The sequence below is a fragment of the Salirhabdus euzebyi genome (genome assembly GCF_014207435.1).
Lineage (GTDB): Bacteria > Bacillota > Bacilli > Bacillales > Alkalibacillaceae > Salirhabdus > Salirhabdus euzebyi.
Map to the genome: position 1 here is coordinate 18,896 of NZ_JACHGH010000002.1, position 14,552 is coordinate 33,447.

At 35.2% G+C, this 14,552-nt stretch carries 16 protein-coding genes; all 16 read left to right on the plus strand.

All coding sequences use genetic code 11. The annotated features are described in order from the left end of the window. The first annotated feature begins 108 nt into the window (after positions 1–108). The 16 genes from rpsA to HNQ94_RS03190 all read left to right on the plus strand — a co-directional run bounded on the left by rpsA (position 109) and on the right by HNQ94_RS03190 (position 14,542). Positions 109–1,239, plus strand: coding sequence for a 30S ribosomal protein S1 (gene rpsA, locus HNQ94_RS03115; protein WP_174495128.1), 1,131 nt, complete (start codon positions 109–111; stop codon positions 1,237–1,239). A 13-nt stretch (positions 1,240–1,252) separates the two neighbouring features. Further along, positions 1,253–2,287 (plus strand): type 2 isopentenyl-diphosphate Delta-isomerase, encoded by a 1,035-nt coding sequence (fni, locus tag HNQ94_RS03120; protein WP_174495127.1) that lies wholly within the window; start codon positions 1,253–1,255, stop codon positions 2,285–2,287. 48 nt (positions 2,288–2,335) lie between these two features. Continuing rightward, complete coding sequence (locus tag HNQ94_RS03125) at positions 2,336–2,938, plus strand: YphA family membrane protein (RefSeq protein WP_174495126.1); 603 nt, start codon at positions 2,336–2,338, stop codon at positions 2,936–2,938. A 286-nt stretch (positions 2,939–3,224) separates the two neighbouring features. Next, positions 3,225–4,535 (plus strand): ribosome biogenesis GTPase Der, encoded by a 1,311-nt coding sequence (der, locus tag HNQ94_RS03130; RefSeq protein WP_174495125.1) that lies wholly within the window; start codon positions 3,225–3,227, stop codon positions 4,533–4,535. A gap of 68 nt (positions 4,536–4,603) precedes the next feature. Continuing rightward, entirely contained in the window at positions 4,604–5,644 is a 1,041-nt protein-coding gene (locus HNQ94_RS03135) for an NAD(P)H-dependent glycerol-3-phosphate dehydrogenase (RefSeq protein WP_174495124.1), read from the plus strand. A gap of 62 nt (positions 5,645–5,706) precedes the next feature. Then, a complete protein-coding gene (locus HNQ94_RS03140; RefSeq protein WP_174495123.1) occupies positions 5,707–5,967 on the plus strand; it encodes a stage VI sporulation protein F in 261 nt (86 codons plus the stop codon). A gap of 245 nt (positions 5,968–6,212) precedes the next feature. Beyond that, positions 6,213–6,410, plus strand: a complete 198-nt coding sequence (locus tag HNQ94_RS03145; protein ID WP_174495122.1) for a DUF2768 domain-containing protein — start codon at positions 6,213–6,215, stop codon at positions 6,408–6,410. Positions 6,411–6,430: 20 nt separating this feature from the next. After that, positions 6,431–7,150, plus strand: coding sequence for a YphF family lipoprotein (locus HNQ94_RS03150; RefSeq protein WP_174495121.1), 720 nt, complete (start codon positions 6,431–6,433; stop codon positions 7,148–7,150). Between the two features lie 387 nt (positions 7,151–7,537). Beyond that, the gene (spoIVA, locus tag HNQ94_RS03155; RefSeq protein ID WP_174495120.1) at positions 7,538–9,016 is read left to right on the plus strand and encodes a stage IV sporulation protein A; all 1,479 of its coding nucleotides are present in this window, start codon (positions 7,538–7,540) and stop codon (positions 9,014–9,016) included. Positions 9,017–9,655: 639 nt separating this feature from the next. Further along, positions 9,656–9,928 (plus strand): non-specific DNA-binding protein Hbs, encoded by a 273-nt coding sequence (gene hbs / locus HNQ94_RS03160; RefSeq protein ID WP_174495119.1) that lies wholly within the window; start codon positions 9,656–9,658, stop codon positions 9,926–9,928. A 231-nt stretch (positions 9,929–10,159) separates the two neighbouring features. Beyond that, on the plus strand, positions 10,160–10,390 hold the full coding sequence (gene mtrB / locus HNQ94_RS03165) for a trp RNA-binding attenuation protein MtrB (RefSeq protein ID WP_174495118.1): 231 nt from the start codon (positions 10,160–10,162) through the stop codon (positions 10,388–10,390). Between the two features lie 138 nt (positions 10,391–10,528). After that, the gene (locus HNQ94_RS03170; RefSeq protein WP_174495117.1) at positions 10,529–11,314 is read left to right on the plus strand and encodes a heptaprenyl diphosphate synthase component 1; all 786 of its coding nucleotides are present in this window, start codon (positions 10,529–10,531) and stop codon (positions 11,312–11,314) included. A gap of 3 nt (positions 11,315–11,317) precedes the next feature. After that, positions 11,318–12,025 (plus strand): demethylmenaquinone methyltransferase, encoded by a 708-nt coding sequence (locus HNQ94_RS03175; protein ID WP_174495116.1) that lies wholly within the window; start codon positions 11,318–11,320, stop codon positions 12,023–12,025. Positions 12,026–12,059: 34 nt separating this feature from the next. Then, a complete protein-coding gene (gene hepT, locus HNQ94_RS03180) occupies positions 12,060–13,028 on the plus strand; it encodes a heptaprenyl diphosphate synthase component II (RefSeq protein WP_174495115.1) in 969 nt (322 codons plus the stop codon). Between the two features lie 108 nt (positions 13,029–13,136). Continuing rightward, the gene (gene ndk, locus HNQ94_RS03185) at positions 13,137–13,583 is read left to right on the plus strand and encodes a nucleoside-diphosphate kinase (protein WP_174495114.1); all 447 of its coding nucleotides are present in this window, start codon (positions 13,137–13,139) and stop codon (positions 13,581–13,583) included. A gap of 182 nt (positions 13,584–13,765) precedes the next feature. After that, positions 13,766–14,542, plus strand: coding sequence for a CheR family methyltransferase (locus tag HNQ94_RS03190; protein WP_174495113.1), 777 nt, complete (start codon positions 13,766–13,768; stop codon positions 14,540–14,542). The last annotated feature ends 10 nt before the right edge of the window (positions 14,543–14,552 follow it).

Here is a 14,552-nt window from a genome sequence, read left to right on the forward strand (position 1 = left end):
CAATTCATGAGAAAATTAAGCGATATTAAGCTTGACAAAAGGTTGGAAATATTAGAAGTTAGAAAAAAGGACATTTTACCGTTGTGTCGTATTGGAGGAGGGCTTTGAATGGATGAATTAAATAAAGTAGAACAACTATCTGTAGGTGATGAGCTAACAGGGAAAGTTCTAAAACTAGAAGAGAAGCATGCTATGGTGGATATTGGTTATAAGGTAGAGGGGATTTTACCTATTAGTGAAATTTCCAATTTGCATGTAGAAAAAACTTCCGATGCTCTATCTGTTGGTGAGGAAATTACCGTTAGAGTGAAAAAAGTGGAGGAAGAAGAAGTCATATTATCCAAAAGACTAGTAGATGCTGAAAAAACATGGACAGAGCTTGAAGAAAAACTAAGTTCTGGGGAAGTCTTTGAAGCCGAAGTGAAAGAAGTGGTAAAAGGTGGTCTAGTTGCAGATGTTGGATTAAGAGGTTTTGTTCCTGCATCTCATGTAGAGGCCTTCTACGTAGAGAATTTTGAAGAGTACAAAGGGAAAACGTTAACGTTTAAAGTAATAGAATTAGATCGTGATAAAAATCGTGTGATTCTTTCCCATAAAGCGGTTGTTGAACAAACTAAAGGCCAACAAAAACAAGAGCTTTTACAAAAAATTAAAGAAGGCGATGTTTTAGAAGGTGTCGTTCAACGAATCACAGATTTCGGTGGTTTTGTTGATATCGGTGGTATAGATGGACTCGTTCACATTTCCCAACTTTCCTATGAGCATGTCGATAAAGCATCTGATGTACTGACAGAAGGGGAAAAAGTGAAAGTGAAAGTTTTATCTGTTGATCGTGATACAGAGCGCATTTCATTATCTATTAAAGATGTTCTTCCAGGACCTTGGGATGAAATCGAGAAAAAAATTCAACCTGGTGAAGTAGTAGAAGGTACTGTAAAACGTCTTGTAAACTTCGGTGCTTTTGTAGAAGTACTACCAGGTGTAGAAGGACTTGTTCATATTTCTCATATCGCAGACCGTCATATTGGCACGCCTAATGAAGTATTAGAGGTTGGACAAATCGTCAGTGTGAAAGTACTTGATGTTAGTGAAGAAAACAAAAGAATGTCGTTAAGTATAAGAGAAGTGGAAATGGATAAAAATAAAAAAGAATTAGAACAGTATCAAAGAGATAGTGATCAAGGTACATTCTCGCTCGGGGATGTTATTGGTGACCAGTTAGGTAAATTAAAAGAATAGATATGGTGATACTATGAATCGATCTCAACGAAAACTTGCACATATACGTGAGGCAGTAGATCAACAGTTTCCTCGTATAAATAGCTTTGATGAAATGGAAATCATACACCAAAGCTTAACGCCTTTGAATTGGGATCAATTATCACTTAAAGTAGATTGTGGCGAACTTTCCTTGAGTTCGCCTCTTTTTGTTAATGCAATGACTGGTGGCGGGGGTATGCCAACAGAGGAAATTAATAAACAAATTGCCTTTGCTGCTTATCAAACTGGTATTGCAATGGCTGTAGGTTCCCAAACCTCAGCGTTAAAAGATGAGAAGGAAAAAAGAACGTATGAGGTTATACGTAATGAAAATCCGAGCGGAGTTGTGTTTGCTAATGTCGGGTCTGAAGTGACCGTGGACCAGGCATTAACCGTAATAGATATGATTGAAGCAAATGCTCTTCAAATTCATTTAAATACGATGCAAGAACTAATCATGCCAGAAGGTGACCGAGACTTTTCCTCGCGCCTAAGCAAAATAGAAAACATGGTGAAAAATGTAAATGTTCCCATTATTTTAAAGGAAGTTGGTTTTGGGATTTCCAAAGAGACAGCTCTTCAATTGAAAAATATTGGAGTGAAATATATTGATGTTGGTGGTAAAGGTGGGACAAGTTTTTCCTCTATAGAAAATCGACGAAGAGAAAAGCCGATGGCCGTATTTGATAATTGGGGGATTCCAACTACCTTATCCCTTAAAGAAGTGAAAACAGCTTTTCCAGCATGCCATTTAATTGCATCTGGTGGAATTCGAGATGGACTAGATGGTGCGAAATCAATTGTTTTAGGAGCAAAAATGTTTGGGATGGCTGGCCCTTTGCTAAAAACACTCGTCCAAGAGGGACAGGATGAGCTAATCCAAAAGATTCATCATATTCATGATGAATTAAAGGTTGCCATGTTAGCATTAGGTGCAAAAAAGGTGGGAGATTTAAAAGGTAGTCCACATGTTTTTTACGGAAAATCAAAAGAGTGGATTGATCAAAGAAAACTTAACTTAAATTGATTAAGCTTTAAATAAAACACCTATAATGAAAATGGTAGGTGTTTTGCTATGGAAAATATAGAAAATATACTGTTCTTTTGGCTCAGTTGGATTCTTTGGATTGTTATATATTTTTTTGAAGGGAATCAAAAAATACGTTATCGTAATGCAGTCGCCGTTTTATTGTTGATGATTGCGTCTACTTGGTATGTAAAAGTACAGGAGTTTCAACTTTTGGTTCCAATGTTTCTGAATGCTTTTATTGGAATGTATTATTTAGCATTGGAAAAGCAAAAGGGAACACTACTTTTTCTAACTATCAGTTTAACCTTTGGCTATAGTGGGTTACAGTTGTGGCAGGATTTAAACCCTTTATGGCTCTTTTTCTCTACAACATTTATTTCTGTTATAGTGGGATACATAATATTGATGGTTTTCGCAGCAAATAATACACAACGAATTGCAATCTGGCTTATTTGCACATCATTCGGACAGCTGCTGTATGGAGTAGTAAAACATTCATATGGACTAACTGTGCCAATTGGAAATTTCCAATACTTAATGGATACGGTTTTATTAATTATGATCTTTACAATTTTAAGCATAGTTAAAAGATTAGGTGAAAAAATAGAACAGACCGTAAAAAATGTACGAATAAAGATGAAAACATAATTTTATATTAGTAAGTTTGTTTATTTTTACCTGATTTGCTAAAATATAAAAGCCTAATTTTTATTACCCTTCTTTCTATAAGAAGGGTTTCTTTACAAAAAGCTTTGTTAAACTTAGTTTTGATTTTCAGCTAGTACCTTCACTGATCCTTATTCATTCTTAGGATTGTTGTCCAAGCTATTAATCAACATAAAATTGGATTAACATTTAACATAGTTTTTAAAATATGAAAGCAAAAAATATAGTTGAAAAATAAAAAAGAAATATAACAGAGGGTGAACCGAAAATGCGTAAATCTGTAGTGGCCATCGTTGGAAAACCGAATGTCGGTAAATCGACGATATTTAATCGTTTAGCAGGTGAAAGAATTTCGATTGTAGAAGATATTCCAGGTGTTACACGGGATCGAATTTACACGGGAACGGAATGGCTAAACACAAAATTTAATGTTATTGATACGGGTGGAATTGAAATAGGGGACGAGCCTTTGCTTGTACAAATGAGACAACAAGCAGAAATTGCAATTGATGAAGCTGATGTTATCATTTTTATGGTCAATGGCAAGGAAGGAATTACTGCTGCTGATGAGGAAGTATCTCGGATGCTTTTTAAATCAAACAAGCCTGTTGTTTTGGCTGTTAATAAGATTGATAACCCTGAAATGAGAGAAAAAATATATGAATACTATTCGTTAGGCTTTGGCGAACCATTCCCAATCTCAGGAACTCATGGTTTAGGTTTAGGTGACCTTTTAGATGAGGTCATCAAACATTTTCCAGAACGTGAAGTTGAAGATATAGATGAAGATATTATTCGATTTAGTTTAATTGGAAGACCAAATGTCGGAAAGTCATCCCTAGTGAATGCTATTCTTGGTGAAGAACGTGTTATTGTTAGTGATATTGCAGGTACGACAAGAGATGCAATTGATACCCCTTTTAAGCGTGAAGATAATGAATTTATTATTATCGATACAGCTGGAATGCGAAAAAGAGGGAAAGTATATGAAAAAACAGAAAAATATAGTGTTTTACGCGCATTACGTGCAATAGAACGGTCCGATGTCGTATTAGTTGTGCTAGATGCGGAAAGTGGCATTATTGAACAAGATAAAAAAATCGCTGGATATGCCCATGAGGCTGGTAAAGCAGTTGTAGTCGTTGTGAATAAGTGGGATACAGTGGAAAAAGATGATAAAACAATGGCGAAATTTGAAGAAAAAGTGCGCGGGGAATTTCAGTTTTTGGATTATGCTCCAATAATCTTCCTATCTGCTTTAACGAAAAAAAGAACCCATACGCTATTGCCTAGAATTTTGGAGGCTAGTGAAAATCACTCCAAACGAGTGCAAACAAATATTTTAAATGATGTCATTATGGATTCCTTAGCATTAAATCCAACACCATCTATTAAAGGGAGAAAACTAAAGATTTTATATGCTACACAAGTAGCTGTAAAACCGCCTACATTTGTTGTATTTGTTAACGAACCAGAATTAATGCACTTTTCATATAAAAGATTTTTGGAAAATAGACTTAGGGAAGCGTTTGGTTTTGAAGGAACACCAATTAAAATATACGCAAGACAAAGGAAGTAAAAAATGTGCGAATCTCCTAAGTCAGTCATAGCAGGCTAGAAAAAGGTATTTAGAAGGAGGAGTTTGCAATGGGGAAAATAGCGGTTCTAGGCGCGGGTAGTTGGGGAACGGCATTAGCTCTCGTTTTAGCTGATAATAAACACGATGTAAGGCTATGGACACATCGAGAAGAGCAAGCACAAGAAATTAACAAAACCCATCGTAATGGACGTTATTTAAAGAACATACAATTACCGAATAATGTAGTGGCTTTTAGTAATATGTCAGAAGCAATAGAGGACGTTACAGCGGTTGTACTTGTTGTACCAACAAAGGCTATTCGTGAGGTATCCATCCAATTAAAAGATACTTTAAATCATCCAGTAACGCTTATCCATGCGACGAAGGGACTAGAACCTGATTCGTTGAAACGAGTGTCTGAAATGATTGAGGAAGAAATCCCGCCTGCCTTGTACGGAAATGTGGTCGTTTTGTCAGGACCTAGTCATGCAGAGGAAGTTGGTGAGCGCCATCCAACTACGGTCACTGTTTCGTCCAAGGATATTGAAAAGGCAAAAAAAGCGCAGGACTTATTTATTAATGAAAACTTCCGGGTTTATACAAACCCGGATATTGTTGGAGTCGAACTAGGCGGTGCCCTAAAAAATATTATTGCCTTAGGGGCTGGAATTTCTGATGGTCTTGATTATGGAGATAATGCAAAAGCAGCGCTTATTACAAGAGGATTGGCTGAAATTGCACGCTTAGGCACGTCAATGGGTGCTAATCCCTTAACCTTTGCTGGATTAACTGGTGTTGGGGACTTAATCGTCACTTGTACGAGCCCTCATAGTCGTAACTGGCGAGCCGGTAACATGCTTGGAAAAGGTTACGACCTAGATGAAGTACTTGAACAAATGGGAATGGTTGTAGAAGGGGTTCGAACAACAAAAGCAGCCTACCAGTTAGCTACTAGCCAAAACATTGAAATGCCAATCACTAGTGGTATTCATAAAGTATTATTCAACCAAGAGAAGGCTAAGGATGTTGTTGACCAATTAATGACAAGAGGCAAAAGACACGAAATGGAAGACTTATCAAGCATTTTGGGTGACCGTTTTACTTATTAAACTCACACCATTACTCTCTTTGCATATACTATTGTGAAAAGTATTGACAAGGAGGTAAGGCTGTGAGTAAAGATTCAAATAATGTTTTCGATCACATACAGAATAAATCCAATCTTTCCGCAAATGAAATTTTTAAAGTTGCAGAATCAGTAAAAGGTGCTAATTTTAAAGATGAAAAAACAGTTCGTCAATTAGTTCGCCGTTTATCTAAAATGGCCAACAAACCTTTACCAAAGGAAAAAGAGGACAAAATCGTTGAAATGATAGCAAAACAAAATATGCCATTGGATATGAATACGTTACAAAAGATGATGAAGAAATAATGCTGCTTGGGCACTTGAGGATACGATTAGATTAACCAATGCATACAATAAATCGCAGCAATAAATCATATAGAGCTGCAAGGAAAGGGAAATATTTAGTTAAAACCGAGGTGTATGCCCCTTCACCTCGGTTTTTTTTATTGGTGTAGAACCGTGCATTGATATGCTCGCCCAGATAGTGTTACCTGCTAGGACAAAATATGATATAATGTTTTGGTATTTGGGAATGTAAAGGAGCGTTAATTATGTCCGAATCCATGTTGAAAATGTATGTTTCCTTTGCTGGAATCATCTTTCTTTTCATCGCTGTTGGTCTTATATTACTTAGTAGACATAAATTGAAAGGTGTATTAAGTATCGTAACCGGAGCACTTGCATACATATTTATGATCTTGGGTGGTCTTATTATTTTTTATATCGTATTTAGTGGACCAACTGCCTAGCTATTAACGGAGGAATTAATATGAAGAAAAAATGGCAACTAGTCTTCGTTCTATTTTTATTGCTAATCACCACAGGATGTTTATATCCGAATGATCGTTTGGCAAAAAACCAAGTTTCTAATGATTTACAACTTCAAACGGTTCAACAAGCTGTTGAAAGCTATCGAGAAGCAAAAACTGGATTGCTACCAATAAAAAATCGTAACAGTGATACACCTATTTTTATCAAATATCCAGTAGACTTTAATGCCTTAAAACAAAATGGATTTTTAGCCTCAACACCTGGTAATGCTTTTGAAGAAGGTGGATTTTATCAATACGTTATTATTAATGTGGAAACAAATCCAACTGTAAAAGTAATAGACTTAAGAATGACAGAAAAATTAAGACAATTAAATGTACAATTAGAAATGTACCGTAATAAACATCTTTACCCACCATTTGGTGAGATGATTTCTAATGGTGTATACAATTTAAATCATGAAAAAATAGGATTAGATGAGCCTCCCTATGTTGTAAGTCCTTACTCGCAAGATAATTTACCAATTGTCATTGATACGAATGGGGAACTGTTTATTGATTATAGTAAAGACTTATATCGAGCGTTAAAAGATTTTCCAAATGACTATGAACAAGGAGATGATATTCGCTATATTCTAGCGGAACAGTATCCTTTCGTTCCCGCCTACTCTCTACCATATACAATTAAAGATGGAGAGCCTGTGTTTTTCAAGGAATAGTTAGTCGCAGTTCGTTTACACATAGTTTCTTTTATTTGAGTTTTATAGTTCAATCTAGGTGAAAAAGTTAATTTTTATAGAAATTTAAAAAAAAGATGCTGTAATTAGGCATCTTTTTTTATGTTTACGTATATCGTGTTATAAAGAAGTAAAGCCAATGGAGTGACACAAAGTACATAGTGGAGTTGTTGTTGAAAAGAAAAATGGGGCTAATGTACAAGGAAGATTTCCTCATGTGCAAAAAAACCCTAAGAATTATGAAACAACCTTTTTAATATTTTAGTCATAATTTGATAGGACAACGTCATAGACTTTTAGTGTCACAGAATTGTAATCGTGTTTTGTCTTTATTTTTTGTATGAAGTTAATGTATCGGGAGGGGATCACTTGGAAAGAGTCGATATTTTTAAAGACATATCGAAACGAACAAACGGAGATATCTATCTAGGTGTCGTTGGTGCGGTTCGTACGGGTAAATCAACATTTATAAAGAAGTTTATGGATCTTGTTGTATTGCCAAACATTCAAGATGATGCAGAACGTGCTAGAGCACAAGACGAACTACCACAAAGTGCTGCTGGAAAAACCATTATGACAACAGAGCCAAAATTCATTCCGAATCAAGCTATTTCGGTTCAAGTGGATGATGGTCTAGATGTAAATGTCCGCTTAGTAGACTGTGTAGGTTATACAGTAAATGGGGCCAAAGGTTTTGAAGATGAAAACGGTCCACGTATGATTCATACTCCATGGTATGAAGAACCAATTCCATTTCATGATGCTGCAGAAATTGGAACAAGAAAGGTAATCCAGGAACATTCTACAATCGGAGTAGTCGTTTCTACAGATGGTAGCATTTGCGATATTCCTCGCGAAGATTATGTAGAAGCGGAAGAAAGAGTAGTAAATGAGCTTAAGGAAGTTGGTAAGCCATTTATTATGGTACTTAACAGTACACAACCGCATTCTCAAGAAACAGAAATGCTAAGAGAAGAATTAAAGGAAAAGTATGATATTCCTATCGTAGCTTTAAGTGTAGAAAACATGCGTGATCATGATGTGTATAACGTGTTGCGTGAAGCACTTTATGAGTTCCCAGTACTTGAAGTAAATGTGAACTTACCTAGCTGGGTAATGGTCTTAAATGATGAGCATTGGTTAAAGCAAAGATACGAAGAGGCAATTCAAGACACTGTTAAAGACATTAAAAGGCTACGTGATGTAGACCGAGTAGTAGGACACTTCTATGATTACGATTTTGTTGAACAGGCCCGTTTAGCTGGTATGGAAATGGGCGATGGAATAGCTGAAATAGACTTACAAGCTCCAGATCAACTATATGACCATGTATTAAAAGAAATTGTAGGAGTAGAGATTAGAGGTAAAGATCACCTGTTAGAGCTAATGCAAGATTTTGCTGTAGCCAAACGGGAATATGATCAAGTTGCAGAAGCATTAAATATGGTAAAACAAACTGGTTATGGGATTGCAGCCCCAACATTAGAAGACATGATGCTTGAAGAGCCAGAAATCATTAGACAGGGCTCGAGGTTTGGAGTTAGATTAAAAGCTGTAGCTCCTTCCATTCACATGGTGAAGGTGGATGTAGAGTCTGAATTTGCACCAATTATTGGTACAGAAAAGCAAAGTGAAGAGCTAGTTAGATACTTAATGCAGGATTTTGAAGAAGATCCTTTATCGATTTGGAGCTCTGACATTTTCGGACGTTCGCTCAGCTCAATCGTTCGTGAAGGAATTCAAGCAAAGCTTTCACTAATGCCTGAAAATGCAAGATATAAATTAAAAGAAACATTAGAAAGAATAATTAACGAAGGTAGCGGCGGTTTAATTGCTATCATATTATAAGTAATCAGAAAGCGGCGTAATTGCCGCTTTTTTTGTGCTTGTTTAGAAAATTATAAAATTTTGGACTTGTGGATAAGTTAGTTGCACGGTTTAGCCACGTCTAGCTCCAGCACCTCCCCCCCTCGCTTGCGCTTTTGTTCTTTAAGAAAGTGTAATTTGTTAGAGGTGTAAGAAAAACGAAGACTTTCGCGATAAGGGATTGCGAAAAGTCTTCGTTTATTTAATGGTTTTTAAAGTTTTTAAATGTTTACGAAACGGTAGGCGTTTTTGTTTAAAAAAACAAAATTTAATTTTTTCCTCCGACAAAATGTGAGGGGATAAATAAAATACAAAATAGTCAATATTATCTAAAAAAGACCCAAATCCATGCGGGACAAGCTTTCAAGTGTTGCATGGCTTGTTCATTTGTGTTACTATGCAAGTAATTCAAGACAATTTATAGGAAATTTTGCATATCTTGAAGAAATTTGCCTAATTTTATTGAATTTAGTCGTAGATTCGTTTAATATTAGGCTTGTCACCTGTTCAGGTGATTTAACTAGTATAAAAAGTAGAAAAAAAGTCAACAAATGGAATGATTGGAATTTTAAGTTCCTTTTATTCTAGAAGTTCCCTTACATTTGGGAGGAGGTGAAAGATATGAACAAGACAGAACTAGTAAATGCTGTTGCAGAGAAAAGCGATCTTTCTAAAAAGGATGCTGCTCAGGCGGTTGATGCAGTTTTTGAATCAATCACTGATTCTTTAAAAAATGGTGATAAAGTACAACTTATCGGTTTTGGTAACTTTGAAGTTCGTGAGCGTGCTGCTCGTAAAGGACGTAATCCTCAAACTGGTGATGAAATCGAAATTCCAGCTAGTAAGGTTCCTGCATTCAAACCAGGTAAAGCCCTTAAAGACGCTGTGAAGTAAGCTAGTTACATAGGGCTGTTATTGAAAAGGGGGATAAAACCCCCTTTTTCTTATGTCTAGAATTAATTAGCGAATTTCCCTAGTAAAATGAGAAAATACAACTGTTTCATTTCTTACCTTGTTTATTTTCCTTTGTCTACATATCTTATCCAAAATTACATAGATTATAAATCCTACTAATGATAAAATAGAAAACGATTTGATAACTGATTATCGTAAGGAGGAACTGTTATGAGTTCCAATTCAACTGGTGTTGATTTTTTTGTCATTAAAGCTTTAGAAGATGGTGTAAACGTCATAGGTTTGACGAGAGGTACAGACACAAGATTCCATCATTCTGAAAAACTTGATAAAGGTGAAGTGATGATCGCACAGTTCACAGAACATACCTCAGCAGTAAAAATACGAGGGAAAGCTTTAATTCAAACTAGCCATGGCGAAATGAAGACTGAAGCAGAGTAAGCAGCTCTGCTTTTTCGTACTGTATTAGTTAATTATTGGTGTTTTCAAACTCACCAAGTATCTCTAGTATGAAAAATTAGAGCCTTGTGCCATAATAAATAGAGTAGTGTTTAGTGGAGAAGGGTCAAGGTGGTTTTTTTGAACTCAATTGATATACAAAATATAAAAAATAAAATTGAGCAGTATGCGGACAATTCTTTTTTAAAGCAGTATCTTGATAAACCTTTTGTAGCAGAAGACAAGATTTTGTTTTTAAAAACTATTTTGGAGCATGCAGAAGTAGATGAAGAAAAAAAAGAAACTTACATATTAGCTACAATGTTAATGCAAATGGCGTTAGATACACATGATTTAGTCTCTATTTCACGTAGTAGCGCTACAAATAATCACCATAACAAAAAAAAGCAATTAAATATATTAGTCGGGGATTTGTTCAGTGGACTATTTTATGAATTATTAGCAAACATAAAAGACGTTCAAGTAATAAATATCCTTGCTGGATCTGTTAAAGAGGTAAATGAGCATAAAATGATTATTTACCATAATGAAATAAATTCGATAAACCATTTATTAGACGAACTAAAACAAATTGAATCATTACTCATCAAGCGAGTCTCAGAATTTGTGGGCGTAAAGCAGTTAGACTCTATTATGGAAAATTGGTTTTTAATGAAACGATTAGTCCACGAAAAAAACTTATATTCCAAAAAACAACAATCCTTTATCGTATCTATACTCTCGCAACATGATACAGAGCACCATGTTATTCGGATGATTGAAAATATGATTCCAAGAATTGCTTATAAATTAGAATCATATATAAATGAATTGCCGACTAATCAATTTGAGGGCATTAAGACAAGTTTAATAAATGAGTTAAAGAAATTATCTTTAGAGCGTGAAATCATATTGGAAGAGGGCTGACGTATGGACAAACATCAATCTAAAGCGGAAAGAGTTCATCATGTATTTGAAAAAATATACAACAGATATGATGTTATGAACTCCGTCATTTCTTTTCAACGTCACAAAGCATGGCGTAAAGACGTTATGAAGAAAATGGATGTAAAAGAGGGCTCGATAGCCTTGGACGTATGTTGTGGTACCGGTGACTGGACATTTGCCTTAGCAGAGGCTGTAGGTCGTGAAGGAAACGTTGTAGGTTTAGATTTCAGTAAAAACATGTTATCAGTTGGACAGAGTAAATTAGAACAAACAGATCTATCTCACGTATCGTTCATTCACGGCGACGCGATGAATCTTCCATTTAATGACAATACGTTTGATTATGTCACCATCGGATTTGGTTTGCGTAATGTTCCTGATTATCTGCATGTTTTGAAAGAAATGGCAAGAGTCGTAAAACCTGGTGGTAAGGTTGTGTGTTTAGAAACCTCTCAACCAACAATGCCCGTATTTAAGCAATTATATTATTTTTATTTTAAATTTATTATGCCTTTCTTCGGTAGAATTTTTGCAAAGAGCTATAATGAATACGCATGGCTTCACGAATCAGCACGAGATTTTCCAGACCGAAAGGCATTGGCGAAGTTATTTGAAGAAGCTGGATTACACCGCATTCAAGTTAAAGGGTATACTGGTGGAGTAGCAGCTATGCATTTAGGTGTTAAATAGAAATGAATGAATATAGAGATAAAAGGTGACCTACATGAAACTGTCCTCTACTTATAAGTTTTTAACGGATGATCTAAATAAAATTGAATTAGAATTATTAGAGACAATTCAGGCAGAGCACCCTGTTTTAAGAGCAGCATCAACTCAGTTACTAAAGGCAGGAGGAAAAAGAATCCGTCCTGTTTTTGTTTTGTTATCTGCCAAGTTAGGAGAATATAACTTTGAGCAAATAAAGCATGTGGCTGTGGCTTTAGAGCTGATGCATATGGCCTCTTTAGTGCATGATGATGTAATAGATGATGCAAATATTCGCAGGGGAAAACATACTGTAAATGCTAAGTGGGATAATCGAGTTGCTATGTATACCGGTGACTATATATTTGCTCGTTCCTTAGAAATTTTAGCTAAAATTGATAACCCAAAAGCGCATCAACAATTATCCAATACAATTGTAGAACTTTGTTTAGGAGAAATTGAACAGTTAAAAGACCAGTATAATGTAGATCAAAATCTAAGAACATATCTACGAAGAATTAAAAGAAAAACCGCTCTATTAATTGCCTCTAGCTGTCGGTTAGGTGCTATTGTTTCAAACTTAGAACCAAAATATGAAAAAGCATTGTTTCGATATGGATACTATTTAGGGATGTCTTATCAAATTATTGATGACATTTTAGATTTTACTGCCTCTGAGAAGGAATTGGGGAAACCAGCTGGTAGTGATTTAAAACAAGGGAATATAACCCTACCTGTTTTATATCAATTAAGTGATCCAAACTTTAAAGAACATTTGGAACATGCATTCCAACGTGCTAATATAGATAACGAAAATTTAGAGGCGATTATTAAAATTATTAAAGAGTCTCCATCTATAAAACAAGCATATCAACTAAGTGAAAACTATTTACAAAAAGCAGAAAAAGAACTAAGTATTTTTCCGGTAAACCAAGCAACCGTAGCTTTAAAAGATATCGCAAAATATATTGGTAGTAGAACTTTTTAACGATATTGGAAATAATATTTGTCAAAATCATGAATATTTGTTAGAATTTTAACGGCTTGAAGCGTTTACATTAAAGATACATACTAGATTAAGGAAGAGGTGTTCGTAATGGAAAAAACATTTTTAATGGTAAAACCAGACGGAGTACAGAGAGATTTAGTTGGTAAAATAGTGACTAAGTTTGAAGACAAAGGTTTTCAATTAGTAGGAGCTAAATTAATGCAAATCACAAAAGAACTTGCTGAGGAGCATTATGGCGAACATAAAGAAAGACCATTCTTTGGTGAATTAGTAGACTTTATCACTTCTGGTCCTGTATTTGCAATGGTATGGGAAGGTGAAGGTGTTATTGCTACTGCTAGAAATATGATGGGTAAAACTAACCCACAAGAAGCAGCACCTGGAACTATTCGTGGAGACTACGGTATAACTGTTGGTAAAAACGTTATTCATGGTTCTGATTCTCCTGAGAGTGCTGAGCGCGAAATTAGCTTGTTTTTTAAAGAAGAAGAGTTAACTTCTTATACAAAAAACAGCAACAACTGGATTTACTAATAAATGAAAGAGGTCAGTCTCTACTGATCTCTTTTTTTGTACCTAAAAAGTTTTACGTGATTTTCGTATTGGAGACACAAAATTGTCATTTTATGAAAGAAAGATGCTGAAAATTTACATACATTTAAACGAATTTAGTGTAAAATTTCCATATATATCAAAAGGGTTAGGGAGTATGCAATGTGAAGGATGACTATCAAGAGTTTGTAGAGCTCATAAAAAGAAAAACTGGGCTTGATCTGTTTCAATATAAAGAAAAGCAAATGAAACGAAGATTAACGTCGTTATGTCAAAAACGAGATTGTGATAACTTTGTTCAGTATTTTCACCTCATTATAAAGGAAAAAGAATATTTTAATGAGTTTTTAGATCGCATTACTATTAATGTTTCCGAGTTTTACCGTAATGGTAAACGATGGGAAGTTTTAGAAAAAAAGATTCTACCGAAGTTGTTACGTGAAAACCGAAATGTGAAAATATGGAGTGCAGCCTGTTCTACGGGGGAAGAGCCATATACTATTGCGATGTTACTCCATCCATACATAAATCTTAACCAAGTTAACATTTTGGCAACAGACCTAGATGAAAATGCCTTACAAGCTGCAAAAAGAGGTATTTATCTAGAGAAATCATTAAAGGAAGTACCGTCTCAAATAAAGCAGAAGCATTTCTCCTCTAAAGACGGTAACTTCTTCTCTGTTGATGAATCGTTAAAAAAATGTATTACATTCAAGAAACATAACTTGTTAAAAGATCCATACGAAGAAAAGTTTGATTTGATTGTATGCCGTAATGTGTTAATTTATTTTACGGAAGAGGCCAAAGAAATAGTTTACCGCCAATTCAGTCAATCGCTAAAACCTGGTGGTGTTTTGTTTGTCGGGAGTACAGAGCAAATATTTAATCCGAAGCAATATGGATTAGAAACAGTCGATACATTTTTTTATCAAAAGCAATAAATTACGAAAG